At 70.1% G+C, this 20754-nt stretch carries 17 protein-coding genes and 1 tRNA gene; 8 read left to right on the top strand and 10 right to left on the bottom strand.

Annotated features, from left to right (window positions below; all coding sequences use genetic code 11):
• Nucleotide 1 precedes the first annotated feature (1 nt).
• From BW730_RS16975 to BW730_RS16960, 4 genes are all read right to left on the bottom strand, one after another.
• Nucleotides 2–790, bottom strand: coding sequence for an ATP-binding cassette domain-containing protein (locus BW730_RS16975; protein ID WP_077687305.1), 789 nt, complete (start codon nucleotides 788–790; stop codon nucleotides 2–4).
• Nucleotides 787–2859, bottom strand: a complete 2073-nt coding sequence (locus tag BW730_RS16970) for a dipeptide/oligopeptide/nickel ABC transporter permease/ATP-binding protein (protein ID WP_077687304.1) — start codon at nucleotides 2857–2859, stop codon at nucleotides 787–789. Before BW730_RS16970 ends, BW730_RS16975 begins: the two co-directional genes overlap by 4 nt.
• Nucleotides 2859–3824 carry an ABC transporter permease gene (locus BW730_RS16965; protein ID WP_077687303.1) on the bottom strand — a complete coding sequence of 322 codons (966 nt, stop codon included), beginning with the start codon at nucleotides 3822–3824 and terminating at the stop codon, nucleotides 2859–2861. Before BW730_RS16965 ends, BW730_RS16970 begins: the two co-directional genes overlap by 1 nt.
• A 115-nt stretch (nucleotides 3825–3939) precedes the next feature.
• Nucleotides 3940–5571, bottom strand: a complete 1632-nt coding sequence (locus BW730_RS16960) for an ABC transporter substrate-binding protein (RefSeq protein WP_077687302.1) — start codon at nucleotides 5569–5571, stop codon at nucleotides 3940–3942.
• A 97-nt stretch (nucleotides 5572–5668) separates the two neighbouring features.
• Between BW730_RS16960 and BW730_RS16955 the strand changes: the two genes are divergently transcribed.
• The gene (locus tag BW730_RS16955) at nucleotides 5669–6391 is read left to right on the top strand and encodes a FadR/GntR family transcriptional regulator (protein ID WP_077687301.1); all 723 of its coding nucleotides are present in this window, start codon (nucleotides 5669–5671) and stop codon (nucleotides 6389–6391) included.
• 16 nt (nucleotides 6392–6407) lie between these two features.
• On the top strand, nucleotides 6408–7379 hold the full coding sequence (locus BW730_RS16950) for an acetylxylan esterase (RefSeq protein WP_077687300.1): 972 nt from the start codon (nucleotides 6408–6410) through the stop codon (nucleotides 7377–7379).
• Nucleotides 7380–7415: 36 nt separating this feature from the next.
• Here the strand turns inward: BW730_RS16950 and BW730_RS16945 are convergent, their stop codons facing one another.
• The 4 genes from BW730_RS16945 to BW730_RS16930 all read right to left on the bottom strand — a co-directional run bounded on the left by BW730_RS16945 (nucleotide 7416) and on the right by BW730_RS16930 (nucleotide 11256).
• Complete coding sequence (locus BW730_RS16945) at nucleotides 7416–9110, bottom strand: hypothetical protein (protein ID WP_145952948.1); 1695 nt, start codon at nucleotides 9108–9110, stop codon at nucleotides 7416–7418.
• An 81-nt stretch (nucleotides 9111–9191) separates the two neighbouring features.
• Nucleotides 9192–9274 (bottom strand) — tRNA-Leu (locus BW730_RS16940).
• Between the two features lie 66 nt (nucleotides 9275–9340).
• A complete protein-coding gene (locus BW730_RS16935) occupies nucleotides 9341–9865 on the bottom strand; it encodes a gluconokinase (RefSeq protein ID WP_077687298.1) in 525 nt (174 codons plus the stop codon).
• Complete coding sequence (locus BW730_RS16930) at nucleotides 9865–11256, bottom strand: GntP family permease (protein ID WP_077687297.1); 1392 nt, start codon at nucleotides 11254–11256, stop codon at nucleotides 9865–9867. Before BW730_RS16930 ends, BW730_RS16935 begins: the two co-directional genes overlap by 1 nt.
• 279 nt (nucleotides 11257–11535) lie before the next feature.
• Between BW730_RS16930 and BW730_RS16925 the strand changes: the two genes are divergently transcribed.
• The 3 genes from BW730_RS16925 to BW730_RS16915 are packed head-to-tail and all read left to right on the top strand — an operon-like array spanning nucleotide 11536 to nucleotide 14831.
• Nucleotides 11536–12240, top strand: a complete 705-nt coding sequence (locus tag BW730_RS16925) for a FadR/GntR family transcriptional regulator (protein WP_077687296.1) — start codon at nucleotides 11536–11538, stop codon at nucleotides 12238–12240.
• Nucleotides 12241–12259: 19 nt separating this feature from the next.
• Nucleotides 12260–14188: a glycosyltransferase gene (locus BW730_RS16920; RefSeq protein ID WP_077687710.1), complete on the top strand. Its 1929-nt coding sequence runs from the start codon at nucleotides 12260–12262 to the stop codon at nucleotides 14186–14188.
• 43 nt (nucleotides 14189–14231) lie between these two features.
• Nucleotides 14232–14831: a histidine phosphatase family protein gene (locus BW730_RS16915; protein WP_077687295.1), complete on the top strand. Its 600-nt coding sequence runs from the start codon at nucleotides 14232–14234 to the stop codon at nucleotides 14829–14831.
• Nucleotides 14832–14896: 65 nt separating this feature from the next.
• Here the strand turns inward: BW730_RS16915 and xylB are convergent, their stop codons facing one another.
• Nucleotides 14897–16324 (bottom strand): xylulokinase, encoded by a 1428-nt coding sequence (gene xylB, locus BW730_RS16910; RefSeq protein WP_077687294.1) that lies wholly within the window; start codon nucleotides 16322–16324, stop codon nucleotides 14897–14899.
• Nucleotides 16325–16427: 103 nt separating this feature from the next.
• Here xylB and BW730_RS16905 point away from each other — a divergent pair, with 103 nt between their 5' ends.
• Nucleotides 16428–16856, top strand: a complete 429-nt coding sequence (locus BW730_RS16905; RefSeq protein ID WP_077687293.1) for a hypothetical protein — start codon at nucleotides 16428–16430, stop codon at nucleotides 16854–16856.
• Between the two features lie 295 nt (nucleotides 16857–17151).
• Here BW730_RS16905 and BW730_RS16900 read toward each other — a convergent pair whose 3' ends face one another.
• Nucleotides 17152–17550, bottom strand: coding sequence for a VOC family protein (locus tag BW730_RS16900; RefSeq protein ID WP_077687292.1), 399 nt, complete (start codon nucleotides 17548–17550; stop codon nucleotides 17152–17154).
• Nucleotides 17551–17859: 309 nt separating this feature from the next.
• Here BW730_RS16900 and folP point away from each other — a divergent pair, with 309 nt between their 5' ends.
• Entirely contained in the window at nucleotides 17860–18747 is an 888-nt protein-coding gene (gene folP / locus BW730_RS16895) for a dihydropteroate synthase (RefSeq protein WP_226996874.1), read from the top strand.
• A 135-nt stretch (nucleotides 18748–18882) separates the two neighbouring features.
• Complete coding sequence (gene mutA, locus BW730_RS16890) at nucleotides 18883–20754, top strand: methylmalonyl-CoA mutase small subunit (RefSeq protein ID WP_077687290.1); 1872 nt, start codon at nucleotides 18883–18885, stop codon at nucleotides 20752–20754.

Below are 20754 nucleotides of genomic sequence, written 5' to 3'. Positions count from 1 at the left end.
TCTACAGAAGGGATGGCACGGCGCTCAGCAGCGTGCGCGTGTAGTCGTGCTGGGGGGCGGTGAAGACCTTCTCCGCTGGGCCGGTCTCGACGATCTTTCCAGCGAGCATCACGGCCATCCGGTCGGAGATGAACCGGACGGTGTTGATGTCGTGGCTGATGAACACGAGCCCGAGGCCCAACTGCTCCTTGAGGTCCATCAGGAGGTTGAGCACCTGGGCGCGCACGGACACGTCGAGCGCGGAGGTCGGCTCGTCGGCGATGATCACGTCTGGGTTGAGCGTCAGGGCACGCGCGATCGCGACGCGTTGGCGCTGTCCCCCGGAGATCTGCCGCGGCAACACGTCGAGCGCGGAGCGGGGTAGCCCGACGAGGTCGAGCAGTTCCTCGACGCGCGCCTCACGCTCGTCGCGAGTGCCGATGCCGTGCACCGCGAACGGGTCGAGCAGGGTGTCACGCACCAGCATCCGCGGGTTGAGCGCGGTCGCCGGGTCCTGAAAGACCACGGAGACCGACCGTCCGAGGCGGCGACGTCCGGCGGCGTTGAGCTTTGTCTCGACGCCCTGGTGCAGCACCCGTCCGCTCGTCACCGGCTGGAGGCCGACCATGACGCGGGCGAGGGTCGACTTGCCGCAGCCCGACTCACCGACGAGGCCGAGCGTCTCGCCCTTGCCGACGGAGAGGCTGACGCCGTTGACGGCGTGCACGCGGTCGCGCCTGAACAGCGTTCCCGTGCGGGCCTTGTGGACGACGTGGACGTCGTCGAGTTCGATCACGGCGGTCCTGCTCATCGGTCGTTCTCCTTCGCGAGCGCTGCCACCAATTCGTCGGTGCGCGCGTAGACGTGGTCGACGCCGTCGACCGGCCGCAGGGTCGGCTTCTCGGTCCGGCCGATCCCGGGGTGCGAGGAGCGCGGCGCGAACCGGTCGCCCGGCACGAACTCGCGCGGGGAGGGCACCACACCGGGAACCTGGTGCAGTCGCCCCTTGCCCTCCTCGATGGACAGCACGGCGCCGAGCAGGCCCCGCGTGTACTCGTGGACGGGGTTGGTGAGCAGTTCGCTCGTGGTGGCCTGTTCGACCACCTGCCCCGCGTACATCACGGTGATCCGGTGGGCGACCTTCGCGACGAGCGCCAGGTCGTGCGACACGAACACCATCGAGAAGCCGAGCTTCTCGCGCAGGTCGTTGAGCAGGTCGACGACCTGGGCCTGCACCGTCACGTCGAGGGCCGTGGTCGGCTCGTCGGCGATCACGAGGCGCGGGTTGCGGGTCAGCGCCATGGCGATCAGCACGCGCTGCCGCTGCCCGCCGGAGAGTTCGTGCGGGTACGACTTCAGGGTGCGCGCCGGGTCGAGGCCGACGAGTTCGAGCAGTTCCTCAGCGGAGCGCTGGCCGCCGCGCTTGGTGAGTTGCCTCATCTGGGCGCGGACCAGCATTGACGGGTTGAGGGAGCTGAGCGCGTCCTGGTAGATCATGCTCATCTCGTGCCCCCGGAGGGCGTTGCGTTCCTTCTCGCCCATGCCGAGAAGCTCGCGGCCCGCGAACGTGATCGACCCCTCGAAGCGGGCGGTCGGGGGAAGCAGCCCCATGATCGCCATCGCGGTGATCGACTTGCCGCAGCCCGACTCGCCGACCAGCCCCATGGTCGCGCCGGGGCGCACCGAGAAGGACACGTTGTCGACGATCTTGACGGTGCCGTGCGCCTCCGGGAAGGAGATCGACAGGTTCTCGACCTTGAGGAGCGGCTCGGCGTCCGGGTGCGGGAGCACCAGGCGGTCCTCGCGGGCCAACTCGGCGACCTCAAGGGCGGTGAGGCGCGAGTTGAGGGAGGCGGTCTGCGTCTCGTAGGAGGCGGCGATGCCCGCCGCCGCGCCGGCCTCGGCCTCCTCGTCGGCCTGGACGTTGACGCGCGCCTTGATCTTCGGCGAGGCGAGCGAGTCCGTGAGCCCCTCCGAGAGGACGTTGAGGCTCAGCGTCGTGATGAGGATAAACAGGCCCGGGAAGAAGGTGGCCCACCAGTGCCCCGAGAGCAGCAGGGCCTTGCCCTCGCTCAGCATGTTGCCCCAGGTGGGGGTGTTCACCGACGTGATGCCCGTCCCGATGAAGGACAGCGACGCCTCGAACACGATCGCGTCGGCGACGAGCACCGTAGCGAACACCATGATCGGCGCGAGGCAGTTGCGGGCCACGTGCCGGATCAGGATCCACGGGGTGCTGGCCCCCATCACCTTCGACGCGGAGACGTAGTCCTCGCCGAACTGCGCGAGCACGTTGGCGCGCACCACGCGGGTCAACTGCGGCACATACAGGAAGGCGATGGAGATGATCACCACCGGCAGAATCGGGAGCCGCGACGACAGCGCCGTCACCATGACGGCGGCCAGCGCGATGCCGGGGAAGCTCATGATGACGTCGAGGACGCGCATCAGGACCTCGGAGACGACCTTGTTGGCGGTCGCCGCGATCGAGCCGAGGATCGCGGCGACCACGAGCGCGAGCGCCGTGGCGGCGAGGCCGACGATCAGCGAGACCCGCGCGCCGTAGATGACCCTGGAGAACGTGTCGCGGCCGGTGTCGTCGGTGCCGAACCAGAACATCGAGTTGGGGGCGATGGCGTTGTCGGGGAGCAGTTGGGTCCCGATGCCCTCGATGTTGACCTCCTGCTGCACGACCATGTCGGGCGGCACGAGGCCTGCCGCGTTGGGCGAGTAGGGGGCGACGAAGTCGGCGCAGATCGCCACGAGGGCCATCAGCACCAGCACCCCGACGGCGATCTTTGAACCGATCGGCAGGCTGCGGATGCCCTGGAACCGCAGCCCGGCCTGCGAGAGCTTCTTGCGGGATTCGGAGGACAACATCAGATGCTCCTGATTCGCGGGTTGACGAGCACGTACAGGAGGTCGACGACCATGTTGATGACGATGAAGGCGATGGCGACCGTGATGGTGACGCCCTGCACAATGTTGATGTCGTTGCGGGTGATGCCCTGGAAGATCAACTGGCCCATGCCCTGGATGTTGAAGATCATCTCGATCACGACGGCGCCGCCCATCATGTAGCCGATGCGCAGGCCGAGCACCGTCAGCGGCGTGATGAGCGCGTTGCGCAGCACGTTCCGTGCGACGACCTCCGTGCGCGGCACGCCGGCGCCGATCGCGGTGCGGACGTAGTCGCGGTCCAGTTCCTCGACCATCGAGGTCCGAACCACGCGGGTCAGCGAGCCGCTGAGTGGGATGGCGCAGGCGAACGCGGGGAGGAAGATCTGCGTCGCCCACGCTCCCGGGTCGGCGCTGAACTTGACCCATTCTGTGACGACCGCGGGAAAGGTGTAGGTGCCGCCCGGGACGTTGCCGAACGCCTGGATCAGCAGCAGCGCAAGCCAGAACGACGGCGTCGCGAGGCTCGCGATGGAGAAGATCCGGATGACCTGGTCGGGCCACTTGTCTCGGTAGAGCGCGGCGACGACGCCGAGCACGAGCGCGAGGGCGACGCCCATCAGCAGACCGACGAGCGTGATCTGGAGGGTGACGGGGAAGTTCTTGGCGACCAACTGAGAGATCGGCACCCCGGTGAAGGACTCGCCGAGGTCGCCCTGGACGAGGCCCGCGAGGTAACGGCCGTAGCGCACGAACATCGGGTCGGACAGGCCGTGCGCATCGCGGTAGGCCTGGAGGGCGTCGGCCGAGGCGCTCTCGCCGAGGGCGAGTCGGGCCGGGTCGGCACTGGAGAACGACATCACGACGAACACCAGCAGCGTGACACCCAGCACCATGATCGGCAACGCGATGAGGCGTCGTCCGAGGAGGCGGAGGAGGTTTGACACTGAGGGCTCCTAACCAGAGGAGGTGTGGGCGATCAGCCCGGAATGGGCGTGCGGAAGGGGTGGCGTGAGCGTCACGCCACCCCTTCCGACGTCATGGTGCTGGAAGCGTCGTGTGCTACTTGGACGAGGCCACGTCGACGAACGAGAGCCCGGTCACCGCGATCGGCTTGAAGCCCTGGAGTGTCTTCGAGTCGAACGCCGTCGGGGCCTTGCGGTGGAAGATCGGGTACATCGGCACGGCCTCGCTGACCACGTCGTAGATCTCGAACCAGGACTTCTTCTGCTCGTCGCCCGTCGACTTGGAGGCGGTGTCGAGCAGTCCCTGCACCTTGGTGTAGGACTCCTGGCCCTTCCAGTGCATGCGCGAGTCGGTCCAGGTGTCGCCGGTGTACCACCAGCGAAGCAGCAGGTCGGCGTCGTCGCCGAACACCGACGGGTCACCGGGGGCGATGACCACGTCGAAGGCGTTCGGGTCGGAGTCGATGGTCGCGTACACGTCCGAGGACTTCTTCTCCTGGTAGTCGACCGTCAGGCCGACGGCCTCGAGCGACTCCTTGATCATCGGGCGGACGCTGGCGAACCAGCCGTGGTCGGAGGCGAGCACGCGGATCTTCTTCAGACCCGTCTCGGCGAGCAGCGCCTTCGCCTTGTCCGCGCCGCCCGGGTACTGGACCTTCGCGGCGTTGTAGGATGGGTGCTCCTTCTGGACGAAGCTCGTCGCGGGGGTCGCGAGGTCGGACATGCCGACCTTGCAGATCTTCTCGTAGTCGAGGGCGTACATGACCGCCTGGCGGTTGCGCACGTCGTCCATCGGCGCGAGGCCGCAGTTGAACATGGCGAACAGCAGCCCGAAGCCCTGCTCAGCGGCGACCGACTTGGTCTGGGACAGGGTCGCCAGGTTGGCGGCGGGGACCGAGTCGATGGCCTGCACCGTGTCGGAGCTGAGCGCGTTGGTCCTGGTCGAGTCGTCGGGGATGATCTGCCAGGTCATCGACTTCGCCTTGGCCGGATGCGGGCCGTTGTAGGCGTCGTTGCGCTCGAAGACCACCTGCTGCGAGCTTGCGCCGTTGTCGGTCATCTTCCAGGGGCCGCTGCCGACGGGGTTCAGGTCGAAGGCCTTCGCGTCCTTCTCGACGGCGGCCTTCGGGACGATCTTGACAACGGAGAGGCGCTCGGCGACCAGCGAGAAGGCGTACTTCAGCTTGACGGTGACCGTCGTGTCGTCCTTCTTGGTGACCGATTCCAGGAACGGGATGAAGGAGGCGAACAGGCTCTTGTTGGCCGGGTCGAGGACCCGCGCGAACGAGAAGGCGACGTCATCGGTGGTGACGGGCGAGCCGTCGTGGAACACGGCCTTGTCGCGCAGCGTCACCTCGTAGGTAGTGTCGTCGACCTGCTTGGGGAGGTCGGCGGCGAGCGCGGCGTAGACCTCGCGCGAGGCGGGGTTCAGCTCGGTGAGGCCCTCGAGGGTGTGCCAGTTGACGGCCTGCGTGAGGGCGGCGGTCGTGGTCATCGGGTCGTAGCCGTTGGTGCCGAGCTCGTAGGAGATCGCGGCGGTGATGGTGCCGTCGGCGCCCCCTGGGGCTGCCGATGCGGCGGGGCTGCCTGAGCCGGCAGTGGCGGGCGGGGTGCTGATCGGCGCCTGCTTGCCGCAGGCCGAAAGGGTCGCGGTGAACGCGGCGGCGGCTCCGAAGGCGCCCGCGTACCTGAACAGATCCCGTCGGGGCACCGGGGTGGGATTCATCATTGAGTCTCCTTGACACGAAAATCTCGGGGGTTATCAGACATCTGATATCCGAATACTCTGCCACAATAGGGTCATCAGTCAACACCAGGGAGTGAAAATGGCGAGAATTCGTGAACCCCTACGGCTGCGCCAGAGCATCGACGCCGTGAAGGAGTTGATCATCTCCCGTGGCCTCAAGCCGGGCGATCCCCTGCCGACGGAGGCCCAACTCGCGGAACTCCTGGACGTCTCGCGGGCCAACCTCCGGGAGGCCATTCGCACGCTGGCTACGCTCGACATCATCGAGGTGCGGCACGGGACCGGCATGTTCGTCGGCGAGATGTCCCTGCGTCCGCTGGTGGAGGGACTGACCTTCAAGGGCGTCGTGCTCCCCGGCCGCGACTTCGAGACGCTCCGCCACGTCGTCGAGGTGCGGTTGGCCCTCGATCTGGCGATCGCGCCCCAAGTCGTTGCGCATTTGACCGGGCAGGAGGCCAGCGAACTCAGCACGGTATGCCGGGAAATGGCCATCAAGGGTGAGCGAAAGGAGAACTTCGCGTCGGAGGACCGCGAGTTCCACCTGCAGATCGCGAGCCTGATCGGCAACGAGTTGTACCGGCAACTCGTGGCCGCCTTCTGGGATGTCTACACCTTGGTCGGCCCGAGGCTGGGGGTCCCGACGCCGCGCGACATGGACGACACCGTCCGCGCCCACCAGGACATGCTCGACGCTGCGCGCGCCGGGAACCTGGAGGCCTATCGCGAGGCAGTCGAGGCGCACTACGCTCCACTCCTGAGAGTGCTCGACTCGACCGCCCCCAGCGGCACCGACGCCCACTGACGAGAGGAACTCCCCCGTGGCACGCACCGACATGACCCTGGATGAGCTGCGCAACTACCGGCCCCAGGTGCTTGAGCCCGACGACTTCGACCAGTTCTGGGGCGACACGCTCACCGAGGCGCGCTCGCTGCCGAGCGACGTCAAAGCCGAGCGCGTCGACTCCCCCCTGACCTCGTTCGACATCTTCGACGTCACCTTCGCTGGCTTCGCGGGCGACCCCGTCAAGGCGTGGCTGACGCTGCCGAAGGGCGCGGAGGGGCCGCTTCCCGCGGTCGTCGAGTACATCGGCTACGGCGGCGGGCGCGACCTGCCTGGCGCGCAGTTGCACTGGGCAGCCGCGGGCTTCGCACACCTGTTCATGGACACCCGCGGCCAGGGTTCCAACTGGGGAACCGGCGGCGCGACCGGCGATCCGCACGGTTCAGGCCCGCAGACGCCCGGCTTCATGACCCGGGGCATCGAGGACCCGCAGACGTACTACTACCGACGCCTGATGACAGACGCCGTCCGGGCGACCGACGCGGTGCGCGAGTTGCCCGGGGTCGACCCGGAGCGGGTCGCCGTCAACGGCGGCAGCCAGGGCGGCGGGCTGGCGCTCGCCGTGGCGGGGCTCGTCCCCGAACTGGTTGGCGCGATGCCTGACGTGCCGTTTCTGTGCCACTACCGCCGCGCGGTCGACATCTGCGACCGAGACCCCTACGCGGAGATCACCCGCTACCTGTCGATCCACCGTGGCGCGGTCGAGACCGTCTTCTCGACGCTGAGCTACTTCGACGGCGTGAACTTCGCCAAGCGCGCCGAGGCTCCCGCGTTCTTCTCCGCGGCCCTGATGGACCAGGTCTGCCCGCCGTCGACGATCTTCGCGGCCTACCACTCCTACGCCGCCGAGAAGTCGATCGCCACCTACGACTTCAACGACCACGAGGGCGGCGCCTTCCAGCAGCGGCTTCGTCAGATCAGCTGGCTGAAGGACGTGCTGGCCCGCTGATCCGCCGCGCGCCGGCCCTCTCGGGTCGGCGCGCGCTCAGGCGCGGATCTCGAGCCTCGCCAGGGCCTCTTCGACGGCGCCCGGGGCGTGGGCGTGCAACCCACGCACGAGCGAGCGACCCTCTGACGTCAGTGCGAGGTCGTCTCCGCGGGGCGGGACGACCAGGCCAGCGCCGATCAGCCTGCGCACCGCCTCGTCGAGTTCGTCTGCGCCCAGCTGGATGCCGATCGCGAAGGCGGCCGAGCGGCGCACCGCGGCGAGCGGAAGGCTCGGGCGCAGCAGTCGGCCCGTGCCAGCAAGCGCGAGCAGCAGCGCCGCGTGCGCCGACGACCAGCCGTCCAGCCTGCTCGGCTCCGGGGTCAGTTCAAGGCCTGCCCGCTCCTCGACGAGGCGCCTCAGACGAAGGTCGAGGTCTGCCTCGCCGAGCAGTCGCTCCAGGTCGGCGCGACGCTCCGGGTCGTCCTGATAGGGCTCTCGGACGTAGGGGCTGCGCAGCACCGCCGCCTGGCCGACGAGGTCGGCGCCAAGGTGACCGAGGTCGGGATCGGACGCCGCGAGTAGGCCTGCCCGGACGCGGTCCCAGCCGTCGCGGCTTGCAAGGGCCCTCGCAAGTCGACCGCGGGTGGCCGCGTCCGCGCGTGCCCACGCCGGGGCGAGGTCGTCGTAACTCCATCCACCGGAGCGGCGCAGGGTCGCCACGGAGGTCGGGCCGAGCATCGGGTCGCGCAGCAGCCCCGCGAGCAGGGTGAAGGTGTCGGGGTCGAGGCGGCGGGACTCGAGCCCCCGCACCGCGGTCGCCGAGGTTCCGGGCTCGCGTTCGGAGATCAGCCCAAGGAGCGCCTCGCGGTCGAGTTCCGCGCCGACCTCCACCAGCCCGGTGAGCGCGCGCGGCGATTGGGAGGAGTCCCACCAGCGCCGGTACCACGCCGCGACGTCCACCCCGGCCGACGTCAGCCGGTGCTGCGCCGCGGCGCGCACCAGCCTCGACCGGTCGCCGAGCAGCGCGTCGATCCCCGAGCCGACGGGATCGGCGGTCAGCCAGACGCCCGCGGCCCGCACCCTGGCGTTGCCCGAGGCGACGAGCGGCTCGGCGTCGGCGGCCTTCGCCCGCCAGATGACGTGGCCCACGTAGATCGCGGCGACCGACGGGTCGGGCTCGGTGTCGAGCCGCTGCAGCACCTCCCCGAGCGGACGGCGTCCCTCCATCCACGAGCGAACGGCCCAGCGTCGGGTCTGTCTGTCGTCGCTCAGCCAGGCGAGCGTCCAGGGCTCGGCGTCGAGTTCGGAGACGATCGCCTCGCAGTAGCCGCGCAGGGCCTCGGCACCCAGCACCCGGTCGCGCAGCGCGATCAGCACGGGAAGCGACGCGGACGCGCGGGCCCGGTCGAGCCGCGAGCGTGCGACCCGGTCCGCCCGTTCACGCACCTGTCGGACATGGTCGGAGAGCAGCAGCGCGAGGATCCGGTCGGTGAGCGGCGACGCATCGGCAGACATCCGCACGACGGCGGCCTCGCGGCAGCGCCCGTCGCGCGAGAGTCCGAGCAGCCAGGACGCACCCATGCCGACCCCGTCGATCGTCGAGATGCCGTGGTAGCCGTTCCGCGCGGTCCACTGGGCGGCGACCAGTTCCGAGGGGCTCCAGGCGAGCATCGCGCGCCGGACGTCGTCGTCGGCCCCCGCCTCGGCGAGCTCGACGAGGCGCGCGAGCTGCCCGTCCATGCTCTTACCCATGCCCGCGAGCCTAGCCCCGCCCCAACCGACGCCCCGGAACGGCAACAAGGCCCCAGGATGTTCCTGGGGCCTTGTGGGTTGTGCGCGCGAGAGGAGTTGAACCTCCACGCCCTTGCGGGCACTGGCACCTGAAGCCAGCGCGTCTGCCATTCCGCCACGCGCGCAGTGGGCCTTGCGACCCGACGCCAAACATTAGCACCTGCCCAGCGCCGGGCACAAGACCTCCGTGCTCAGTCGAGCTGCGGGAACCGGAGGCTGAGCGCCTGGTTGATCTCGGCGACAACCTCCTCCGGCTTGCCCGTATTCAGCACCTCGACGCCGTCCTCAACCTCGGAGAGCGGCTCGAGGGTGGCCAACTGGGAGTCGAGCATTCCCGACTTCATGTAGTGGCCCTTCCGGGCGGCGAGCCGGTCCGCGTTGACGTCCTCTGGGAGCACCAGGTGCACGAAGAACACGTCGCCGTCGGCCTCGCGCAGCACGTCGCGGTAGCCCTCGCGCAGCGCGGAGCAGGCGACCACGGTCGAGCGACCCTCGTCTGCATGGCCGGTCATCCAGTCCCGCAGCGACCCCAACCATGGCCAGCGGTCGTCGTCGGTCAGGGGGTGACCCTCGGCCATCTTCGCCTTGTTGGCCTCCGAGTGGAAGTCGTCGCCCTCGGCCATCTCGAGGCCGAACCGCTGGGCGACGCCATGCCCGATGGTCGTCTTGCCGGTCCCTGCGACCCCCATCACCACCACGTGCACGGGTCGCGACATCACAGCAGCCCCGCCAGGAGGAAGATGCCAGCCGAGATCGCGAAACCGATGACGGCGATCGCCGTCTCCATCACCGTCCAGGTCTTCAGGGTGGTCGGGACGTCCATGCCCATCAGTCGGCCGACCAGCCAGAAGCCGGAGTCGTTGACGTGCGAGATGGCGACGGAGCCTGCGCCGGTGGCCAGCACAATGGCGGCCAACTGGAAGTCGTTGAGCCCGGCGGCGGCGACGGCGGGCGCCATCAGGCCTGCGGTGGTGACCAGGGCGACGGTCGCCGAGCCCTGAGCGACGCGGAGGATCACGGCCACCAGGAACACCGCCAGGACAAGCGGGATGCCGAGGTCGCCCATCAGGTCGGCGAGCGCGTCGCCGATCCCGGAGGCGCGCAGCACGCCGCCGAACATGCCACCCGCGCCGGTGACGAGAATCACGGAGCAGACGGGGCCGAGCGCGCTGTCGAGGGTCTTCTCGATGGCGGTGCCGTTCTTGCCACGGCGGGTGCCGAGCACAACGGAGGCGACCAACACCGAGATCAGCAGCGCTACGGGGGTCTCTCCGAGCATCCGCAGCACCTCGACCCAGGTCGCCTTCGGGTCGACGGCGCCGAGGCTGCCGGCCATGTTGAGGCCGGTGTTGAGGAAGATCAGCGCGACGGGGAGCAGCATCAGCGCGACGATGGTGCCAGCGCTGGGCGGGTTGGTCGGCTGGTCGTCGTCCTGGCGACCGCCGGAGAGCAGGTCGGGGACGGGAAGCTTCCACTTGTTGCCCATCCACATGCCGAGCAGGTAGCCGGCGAGGTACCAGGTGGGCAGCGCGACGATCAGGCCCGCGATCAGGACGTAGCCGACGTTGGCGCTGTAGAGGCCGGACGCGGAGATCGGCCCGGGGTGCGGCGGCAGGAAGACGTGCATCACGGAGAACGCGCCAGCGGCGGGAAGGCCGTAGAGCAGCACCGGCGCCTTCATGCGACGCGCGACGGCGAAGATGATCGGCAGCATCACCACAAGGCCGGCGTCGAAGAAGATCGGGAAGCCGAAGATCAGCGACGCGAAGCCGAGCGCGAAGGGTGCCCGCTTCTCACCGAAGAACCGGATCAGCGCGTCCGCGAGGGACTGCGCACCGCCCGATGTCTCGACGAGTCGGCCGAGCATCGCTCCGAGGCCGACGAGCAGGGCGACCGATCCGAGCGTCCCGCCGAAGCCTGTGATCATCGTCGGCACGATCTGCGCGAACGGCAGGCCGGTGGCGAGCGCGGTCGCCAGCGACACGATGATCAACACGAGGAAGGCGTGCATCTTGAACTTGATGACCAGGAACAGGATGAGCGCGATGGCGGCGGCCGCGATGCCGAGCAGCGGCCCCGCCGTGAGTGTCTGAGTCCAATCTTCCATAGAAGTACTCCCTTGTACCGGAAGCCGTCGTCGGCTTCTTCAATAGTCATACCATTACACATTGGTGTTATCAATGCAAGGGGCTAGGGCTGATTCGTCACCGATGGCGCCGTGGGCAGGCGCGGTGGGCGGGTCTGGCGTTGAGCAGCATTGCGGGTTCGTTGCGACCGCGAACGTTCACATCGGCGTTCTGAGGCATCGAACACGGACTACTGCTCAACGCCTGACCCTCCCCCAACCGTGCGGGCGGGGCCGCTGGCCAGTCGGTACCCTGAGCACATGCCAACGCCACGGATCGCGCCGCTGGCCGAGTCGGTCCTCGACCGGATCGGCGCCGAGATCGTCGACGGCACCATCGCCCCCGAGATGACGTTCACCCTCCAGGAACTCAGCGACCGCTTCGAGGTCTCCCGGACGGTGGCGCGCGAGACGATGCGCTCGCTCGAGGACCTCAACCTCGTCGAGGCGCGCCCGCGCATCGGCATCCGGGTGCTGCCGCGCGCCAGGTGGAACGTCTTCTCGCCGAAGGTCATCGCCTGGCAACTGAGTTCGACGGGGCACGACGCGCAACTGCGCACGCTCACCGAACTGCGCGCCGCCGTCGAACCCGCCGCCGCACGCCATGCCGCGGACCGGGCGACCCCGGAGCAGCGCGAACACCTCCTCGAGTTGGCCGCGACCCTGCGTCGCTACGGCGAGGCGGGCGAGGGCAACCTCCCCGGCTTCCTCGACGCCGACATCGAGTTCCACGCGCTGCTGCTGCACGCCTCCGGCAACGAGATGTTCGCGGCGCTCAGCGACGCCATCGGCGAGGTGCTGGTCGGCCGGACCCGGCTCGGCTACCAGCCCGCCTTCCCCGAGCGGGAGGCGCTGCACCGTCACGACGAACTGGCCCGCGCGATCGCCTCGGGCGACCGGGAGGCCGCGGAACTGCACTCCCGCGCGCTGGTCGTCGAGGTGCGGGAGGCGCTGTCGGGGCTGTGAAGCGGGTAGCGTGACCGGCATGCGGGTCGCCTTCATCTCACTGCACACCTCCCCTGCCGAGCGGGCGGGCACCGCCGACGCGGGCGGGATGAACGTCCTGATCCGCGCGCTGGCCGTCGCGCTGCAGGCCTCCGGCGCCGACGTCGAGTTCTTCACGCGCCGCTCCGACCTCGACCAGCCCGCCACGGTCACGCTCGACGACGGCCTGATCGTCCACCACATCGATGCAGGCCCCGCTCGCCCGCTGCCCAAGAGCGAGATCGACGCGCACATCGAGGAATTCCGCGCCAACCTCGGCTCGCTTGAGGGCTTCGACGTGGCGCACTCGCACCACTGGATGTCCGGCGTCGCCGCGCTCCCGCTCGCCAGGGCCGCCGGCATCCCCCACGTGATGACGTTCCACTCCGTCGCGGCGCACCCCAACTCGTCGCTGCGCGAGGGCGAGCCCGCTGAGTCCCCCGCGCGGCTCGCGGGCGAGGTCGTCTGCGCGACCCAGTCCGACCTGATCGTCGCCGTCTCGCGCCACGAGGCCGCGGTGGTGATCGGACGCTGCCAGGCCGACCCCGAGCGGGTCGTGGTGATCCAACCCGGCGTCGACACCGTGCTCTTCCATCCCGCCGAGCCCGACGAGGCGTGGACGCCCGCGCCCGACGTCGACCCCGGCTACCTGATGTTCGGCGCCCGCCTCCAGCCACTGAAGGCCCCCGACGTCGCCATCGAGGCCGTCGCGCTGCTGCCCGAGGATCTGCGACCCGACCTGGTCGTCGTCGGGGAGGCCTCCCCGGACTTCGCCGACTACGAGGACGAACTGCACCGTCTCGTCGCCGAGCGTGGCCTGACGGGGAGCGTCACCTTCCTGCCCGGCCAGGACCGCGCCGACTTCGCCCGGACGATGCGCCACGCGGCGATCGTGCTGGTGCCATCGCACTCCGAGACGTTCGGGCTGGTCGCGCTCGAGGCCTCCGCCTCCGGCGTCCCGGTGGTGGCGGCCGCCGCGGGCGGGCTGACCGAGGCCATCTGCAACACGCACACCGGGCTGCTGGTGCCCAGCCACGACCCGCAGGCGTGGGCCGACGTGATCGCCTCGCTGCTGCGCGACCCGCAGCGCCGTGCCGACCTCGGCGCGACCGGCAGGCAACGGGCCGAGGAGATGTCCTGGGCACGGGTCGCGGAGCGCACCCTCGCCGCCTACCGGCGCGCCGTCTCCGCCTGCTGCGTCCACAGGGTCGCCTTCCTGCACGCGCACCCCGACGACGAGACGCTCGCCTCCGGCGCGCTGATCGCACACCTGATCGACGAGGGCCTCGACGTGTCAGTCCTGACCGCGACCCGCGGCGAGATGGGCGGCGTCGTCCCAGGCCCGCTCACCCGGCTGGAGGGTACCCCCGAACTGCAGGAGCGCCGCGAGGCCGAACTCGCGGGGGCTCTGGCTGAGCTCGGGGTCCGCACCCACGGCTACCTCGGCAACCCTCCCGCCAGGGCCGGCGCCGAGCCGCGCCGCTACCTCGACTCCGGCATGCGCTGGATCAGGGAGGGGCTGGCGGGCCCTGGCGACCAGGCGGGCGAGCGTTCACTGACCCTCTCCGACCTTGCGGAGGAGACGGCCGACGCGGTCGCCTTCCTGCGCCGCACCGGGGCCGACCTGGTCGTCAGCTACGACGACGACGGCGGCTACGGACACCCCGACCACGTGCGGATGTATGAGGTCGCCAAGGCCGCCGCGGCCGAACTCGGGCTCCCGTTCGCTCGCCTGACGCCCGACCGCGAGCGGGCCGACCGGTGGTTCCACCTGGGCGGCTATCTGCCGCGCGTCGCGGAGGCGCTGCGCCACCACCGCACGCAACTCACCGTCCACGACGACGGCGCCACCATCACGCACTCGGGCGGCCAGAGCGAGCGGATCCTCACCTCCGTCGGCCTGATCGGCGAGGTCCCGCGGCTGCCGTGACCGGCCAGGTTCGGCTGCGACTGCGACAGGTATCGTGAAGGCCATGCGTCTCCTTCTCATCCGTCACGGCCAGACCGAGGCCAACGTCAACCGTCAGCTCGACACCGCATACCCCGGCCTTCCCCTCAACGAGCGTGGGCTCGGCCAGGCCGACGCGCTCGTCGAGGCGCTCTCGCACGAACCCATCGACGCCATGTACGCGTCCATCCTGACCCGCGCACAGCAGACCGCGGCACCCCTGGCGGCCGCGCGCGGCCTCGAGCCGGTCGTGATCGACGGCATCCAGGAGATCTCCGCTGGGGTCGAGGAGATGAGCACCGACTGGCGCAAGTACCTCGAGGTCCTGATGTCGTGGGCCCCTGACAACATGGACGTCGGGCTGGAGGACGGCGAGACGGCGCGTGAGTTCCTCGCCCGCTTCGACGCCGCCATCGCGGAGGTCGAGGAGAAGGGCCACGACCGCGTGGCGGTGGTGAGCCACGGGGCGGCGCTTCGGGTGTGGGCCATCACGCAGGACCCCGACCTCGGCATGGACAATGCCGCCCCCTTGGACAACACCCAGTGGATCGTGCTGAACGGCAGCACCGCCGACGGCTGGAAGATCGAGCGTTGGGGCGGCTACGTCGCCCCCACCGACGCCTGAGACGACGACCCGAGGCACCCCGGCAGGCGCCCCGGCGCGCGAGGCGCCGGAGCGGGCTGGCCGGCTCAGCTCCAGGGGCGCACCGAACGGTAGCGCTCGACGACCTCGGGATCCCTGCCGTCGGAGGGTAGCTCCGTGACGCTCAACTCCCAGGTCGGCGCCTCGGCCTGACCCGACGTCGCCCAGGCGGCCTGGCGGGCTGCGCCAAGGGCCACGTACTCGCCCGCCGCCGGCATGGCGACGGCGACCGGGAACAGGCGGGGTGCGACCGACTGGACCGCGGGCGAGGCGGCGGCGCCGCCCGTCAGCAGCACGCGGCCGACCTCTGCGCCGGTGGCGACCAGGCAGTCGAGCGCGTCGACAAGCGAGCAGACGATGCCCTCCACCGCCGAGCGCGCGAGGTTCTCGCGGGTCATCGAGGTGAGCGTCAAGCCGTGCAGGCTGCCGGTCGCGTCGGGCAGGTTGGGGGTTCGCTCCCCCTCCATGTAGGGCACGAAGACGAGGCCGTCGGCGCCCGGTTGGGCCGAGAGCGCCAGGTCGCTGAGTTCGCCGTGGTCGGCGCCGAGCGTGCGGGCCGTCGCGTCGAGCACCCGCGCGCCGTTGAGCGTGCAGGCCAGCGGCAGGTAGCGGCCGGTGGCGTCGGCGAAGCCGGAGACCAGCCCCGTCGGGTCGTGCGCTGGCACGTCGGAGACGCCGCACACCACGCCCGAGGTACCGATCGACACGACCATGTCGCCGGGCACGAGGCCCATGCCGAGCGCCGAGCCCGCGTTGTCGCCCATGCCCGCGCCGAGGTCGAACGCGGCACCCGCGAGATGACCGCGGCCGACGACCGCGCCGGGATCTGCGACGCGCGGCAGCACGATCTGCTCGGCGGCGGCCGGGTCGATCCGCAGCGCCGCGGCGAGGATGTCGCGGCGGTACTGGTTGGAGACGGGGTCGAAGTAGCCGGTGCCCGACGCGTCGGAGCGGTCGGTGACCAGGTCCTCGAGGCGGCCGGTGCCGAGCAACTTCCAGGTCAGGTAGTCGTGCGGCAGCGCGACGGCGGCGATCCGCGCCACGTTGTCGGGTTCGTGGTCGGCGACCCAGCGAAGCTTGGTGACGGTGTACGACGCGACGGGCACGGATCCCACGGCCTCGGCCCACCACTGCGCCCCGGCCGCGGCGTCGCCCTTGCCGAACTCGGCGATCAGGTCCTTGGCGGCGTCCGCGGAGCGGGTGTCGTTCCACAGCAGCGCGTCGCGGACGACCTCACCGTCGGCGTCCAGGCAGACCATGCCGTGCTGCTGGCCCGCGACCGCTCCTGCGACGACGTCGCTCAGGTCGACCTGCGCGGCCGCCTCCTGCACCGCGTCCCACCAGGCCGACGGCGCGACCTCCGTCCCCTCCGGGTGCGACGCGCGCCCCGACTGCAGGATCGCGCCGGTGTCGGCGTCGACGACGATCACCTTGCACGACTGGGTGGACGAGTCGATTCCCATCACCTTTGGCATTTGTGCCTCCTCGCAACTAATACGGATCGATCATATGCCACCAGGGTAGATTCCGGGGTTCCACTCATGGGGTGGGGCCGCGTCAACGCTTAGACTTGGGCCCATGAGCAAGTTGGGCATCTTTGTGAAGACCGCTGGCGGCGTGATCGCCACCAGCGTGGCGCTGCTGACGGCGTTGCGCGAGAACCCACAGATCGGTGAGGGGATCGACTCGGCGATCGACAAGCTGAAGTCGGCCACCAACTCTGAGAACCCGAAGCTGCGCTTCGACGCCAAGATCGGCGCGATCGAGGCCGCCGCGACCGCGGTCGAGGAGACCTTCCCGGATGCCATCGAACCCGAGGGCTGGCGCCGCCAGGCGAAGGCGCTGCGGATGCGTGGCGAGTTGGCCTGGAACGCCAACCGCGGCAAGACGAGGCGCAAGGCGATGAAGGCCCTCAACACCGAGACCGGCGAGGTGCTGGCCGGGGTCAACAACCGCCTGATCGAACTGCAGTCCGAACTCCCGAAGCGGTCGATCGACGCCGACTGACAGGCGAACGCTGGTTGAGCCGGGCAAAGGCGCGCAGCGCCGCAGCCCCGCCGACCGCGGGTTGAGCCGCGCTGAGGTACGAAGCGCGCGTCGAAACCAAGCCCCGGCTGCGAGCAGGCGTCACCCAATCGGACCCCTCGACAAGCTCGGGGAACGAGGTCCCTGCGCATGTCACGAGGGTTTCGACCGATGCCAGCCGCTCCGCGCCTGCCATGGCTCAACCAGCGAACCTCACGAGGGTTTCGACGCAGCACGCGCGCGACTTCGTCGCGGCGGCTGGCTCAACCAGCAAGGCTCAACCGGCGGCGGGGCGGTGCTCGATCAACTGGATCAGATTCCCGCAGGTGTCGTCGAGGACCGCGAAGAGCGCCGTGCCGATGTCGGTGGGCGGCTGCGTGAAGCGCACACCCAAGCCCTCGAGCCGGGCGTGCTCGGCGGCCAGGTCGTCGACGGCGAACTGCGCCAGCGGGATCCCGTCGGCCCGCAGCGCGTCGCGGTACGGCTTCACCGCCGGGTGACCGGCCGGCTCCAACAGCAACTCGGTGCCCTCTGGGTCCTGCGGCGACACGACGGTGAGCCAGAAGTCGTCCCCGACGGGAACGTCGTGGCGGACCTGGAAGCCGAGCACGTCGGTATAGAAGGCCTTCGCGGCCGCCTGGTCGTCGACGAAGACGCTCGTCATGGCGATTCTCATTGGTTCTCCTCTGCTTAGCTCCCGGTTCGGGTCGGCCCCTGGCCGACCACCCGACGGACGGCCGCGCCGACCGGGCCAACCCGTCTACGCTTCCAGGCTAATGATCCGCGCCGACAACCGGGCCCTTCGACCTGGATGACAACGCCGCCAGGCGCCGCACGAACCGGGCCGCAGCTCGCAGCGGCCCGTATGGATAGTCCACGTCGGAGGTCATCGACACGGTCGCAGGGGTGGGCGGCCCCGCGAACGCACGGGTCCACGCCTCGGTGCCGATCCCATGCCTGGGAACTGCCTGGCAGACTCGACAACGTGACCCAGCCAGCCCCCGCTCCCCTGATCCTGCGAGGCCAGCGGTTCGACGCGGCCCGCCCCGCCGTGATGGGCATCGTGAACCGGACACCCGACTCCTTCTACGCCCCCGCCAGGCACGTCGACGTCGACAGCGCCGTGGCGCGCGCCGCCGCGATGGTCGAGGAGGGCGTCAACATCGTCGACGTCGGCGGGGTCCGAGCGGGCCAGGAGGGCGACTGGGTCGACGAGGCGACCGAGATCGACCGCGTCCGCCCCGTCCTGCTGGCGCTGCGCGAGGCGCTGCCCGGCCTGCTCACCTCCCTCGACACCTGGCGCGCCGAGGTCGCGGACGCCTGCTCCGGGCTCGTCGACCTCGTCAACGACACGTGGCAGGGCGCCGACCCCGACCTGCTCGGAGTCGCGGCCCGCCAAGGCGTCGGCTACGTCGTCTCCCACACCGGCGGCCTCCCGCCGAGGACCGACCCCGTCGGGATCGACTACGGTCCCGACGGCGCGGTCGTCGAGGACGTGCTGCGGGTGCTCGGCGGCGGTGCCGCCCGCGCCGAGGCGGCCGGCCTCCCACGCGAACGGATCCTGATCGACCCGACGCTCGACTTCGGCAAGACGACGCTGAACTCGCTTGCGCTGGTGGCGCAGACCGGCCGGGTCGTGGCGCTCGGCTACCCCGTCCTGCAGGCCATCAGCCGCAAGGACTTCGTCGGCGAGACTCTCGACCTGCCCGCCGACGAGCGCCTCGAGGGCTCGCTCGCGGCCACCGCCGTCGCGGCCTGGCAGGGCGCCACCGTCTTCAGGGCCCACGACGTCCGGGCGACCCGACGCGTGCTCGACATGGTCGCAAGCATCCGCGGCGACCGACCCCCGGCCCGCTCCGATCGGGGTCGTTGAAAACCTCCGCTCCCTCGTGACGGGTGCCTTAGCACCAATCGTTGGTCCGACCTATTGCGCCCCACCCACTTTCGCCCCACCCCTCTGGTCTAGGGTTAATCCTGGGTCTACAACCCACGAGAAAGACGGGAAGCGATGAGCGATCAAGCCACCAGTGCGGCCGACATCAGCCTGGCCGCGGACTTCACCACCCCCTCCCAGCAGGACTGGGAGACGGAGGTTCTGAAGGTCCTCAACCGGCGTCGTCCGGAAGGCAAGGAACTGAACATCGATCAGGCGTACAAGCGCCTGACAAGCACCACTGTCGACGGCCTCACCATCAAGCCGCTGTACACGATGGAGGATGGCGCCGAGGAGCTCGGCTACCCGGGCGTCGCCCCCTTCGTGCGGGGCACCACGGTGCGGACCGGCGAGATGGACGCATGGGAGGTCGCCCAGCTCCAGGAGAACCCAGACGTCACGGAGTCTCGGCGCGACATCCTCAACGACCTTGAGCGCGGAGAGACAGCGGTCTTCCTGCGCATCGATCCGGACGCGATCGCCGTCGACGACATCCCCGCCGTGCTGCAGGGCGTGCTGCTCGACCTCGCGCCGGTCTACCTGACCAGCCGCACCGAGCAGCTCGCCGCGGCGGCCAAGCTCGCCGAGTACCTGCGCGAATCGGGGGCCGAGGCCTCGACGATCCGCGGCAACCTCGGCGTCGACCCGATCGGCGCCGCCGCGCTGGCGGGCACCCCTGCCGACCTGAGCGTGGTCGCCAAGGCAAACGACCTGGCGGCCGGCTTCCCCGGCGTCAGCCCGCTGGTCGTCGACTCGACCATCTACAACAGCGCCGGCGCAGGCGACGTGCACGAGCTTGCCTACGCCGTCGCGACGGGCGTCGAGTACGTCCGCGCGCTGGTCGACGCCGGTGTCAGCATCGACGACGCCTTCGGCTCGCTGATCTTCCGCGTCTCCACCACCACCGACCAGTTCGCCACCATCGCCCGGCTCCGCGCGCTGCGCGGCCTCTGGTCGCGCGTCGGCGAGGTGCTCGGGGTCACCGAGGCCAGGCGCGGCGCCGTCCAGCACGCGATCACCTCGCTGCGCGACATCTCCCGCGACGACGCCTACGTCAACATCCTGCGCGGCACGATCGCGTGCTTCGCGGCGTCCGCAGGCGGTGCCGAGGTCCAGACGGTGCTGCCGTTCGACACCATCGCAGGTCTCCCGACGGATATGTCGCGTCGCGTGGCCCGCAACACCCAGATCGTGCTCGCCGAGGAGTCCAACGTCGGTCGCGTCAACGACCCGGCGGGAGGCTCCTGGTTCGTCGAGTCGCTCACCCGTCAGCTCTCGGAGAAGGCATGGGCCGTCTTCCAGCAGCTCGACGCGGAGGGCTTCGCCGCCGCGCTTGCAGACGGCACCGTCGGGGCCCAGCTCGACGAGCTGAACGCGGCGCGCGCCGCTCAGCTCGCCACCCGCAAGATCCCGATCACGGGTGTGTCGATGTTCCCGAACTACACGGAGGCCAAGCTGCAGCGCGCCGCGCGTCCCGCGGCCCCCGAGCTCGGTGGGCTGACGGTCGTGCGCGACTCGCAGGTCTTCGAGGATCTGCGCGACCGCTCGGACGCCGCCCGTGCGGCGGGCAACGAGCCAAAGGTGCTTCTCGCGGCGCTCGGCGCCCGGCGCGACTTCGGAGGGCGCGAGGGCTTCACCTCGAACCTGTTCCAGGTCGGCGGCATCAACACCGTGCTCGCGGAGGGCGCCACGCCCGAGGACTACGTGCGGCAGATGAAGGAGCAGGGCGCGAAGATCGTCGTCCTGGTCTCCAGCGCGAAGGTGTACGCCGATCAGGGCGTCGCCGTCGCCAAGGCCCTGCGTGAGGCCGGCGCCGAGCAGGTGCTGGTCGCGGGCCAGATCAAGGAGCTCGGCGAGGGCGGCGAGGATGCGGTCGACGGCAACGTCTTCGACGGCATGAACGTCGTCGAACTGCTCTCCACCACCCTGAACACGTTGGGAGCCTGA

The organism is Tessaracoccus aquimaris, from assembly GCF_001997345.1.
GTDB classification, from domain to species: Bacteria; Actinomycetota; Actinomycetes; order Propionibacteriales; family Propionibacteriaceae; genus Arachnia; species Arachnia aquimaris.
This window is presented reverse-complemented; position numbering and strand designations above follow the sequence as displayed.

Excerpts from the sequence above, each read along its gene's own strand:
- BW730_RS16930 (WP_077687297.1), bottom strand. The coding sequence starts at position 11,256 with ATGGAAGATTGGACTCAGACACTCACGGCGGGGCCGCTGCTCGGCATC.
- BW730_RS16920 (WP_077687710.1), top strand. The coding sequence starts at position 12,260 with ATGCGGGTCGCCTTCATCTCACTGCACACCTCCCCTGCCGAGCGGGCG.
- BW730_RS16935 (WP_077687298.1), bottom strand. The coding sequence starts at position 9,865 with ATGTCGCGACCCGTGCACGTGGTGGTGATGGGGGTCGCAGGGACCGGC.
- BW730_RS16900 (WP_077687292.1), bottom strand. The coding sequence starts at position 17,550 with ATGAGAATCGCCATGACGAGCGTCTTCGTCGACGACCAGGCGGCCGCG.
- xylB (WP_077687294.1), bottom strand. The coding sequence starts at position 16,324 with ATGCCAAAGGTGATGGGAATCGACTCGTCCACCCAGTCGTGCAAGGTG.
- mutA (WP_077687290.1), top strand. The coding sequence starts at position 18,883 with ATGAGCGATCAAGCCACCAGTGCGGCCGACATCAGCCTGGCCGCGGAC.
- BW730_RS16925 (WP_077687296.1), top strand. The coding sequence starts at position 11,536 with ATGCCAACGCCACGGATCGCGCCGCTGGCCGAGTCGGTCCTCGACCGG.
- BW730_RS16975 (WP_077687305.1), bottom strand. The coding sequence starts at position 790 with ATGAGCAGGACCGCCGTGATCGAACTCGACGACGTCCACGTCGTCCAC.
- BW730_RS16960 (WP_077687302.1), bottom strand. The coding sequence starts at position 5,571 with ATGATGAATCCCACCCCGGTGCCCCGACGGGATCTGTTCAGGTACGCG.
- BW730_RS16945 (WP_145952948.1), bottom strand. The coding sequence starts at position 9,110 with ATGGGTAAGAGCATGGACGGGCAGCTCGCGCGCCTCGTCGAGCTCGCC.
- BW730_RS16905 (WP_077687293.1), top strand. The coding sequence starts at position 16,428 with ATGAGCAAGTTGGGCATCTTTGTGAAGACCGCTGGCGGCGTGATCGCC.
- BW730_RS16915 (WP_077687295.1), top strand. The coding sequence starts at position 14,232 with ATGCGTCTCCTTCTCATCCGTCACGGCCAGACCGAGGCCAACGTCAAC.
- BW730_RS16955 (WP_077687301.1), top strand. The coding sequence starts at position 5,669 with ATGGCGAGAATTCGTGAACCCCTACGGCTGCGCCAGAGCATCGACGCC.
- BW730_RS16970 (WP_077687304.1), bottom strand. The coding sequence starts at position 2,859 with ATGTTGTCCTCCGAATCCCGCAAGAAGCTCTCGCAGGCCGGGCTGCGG.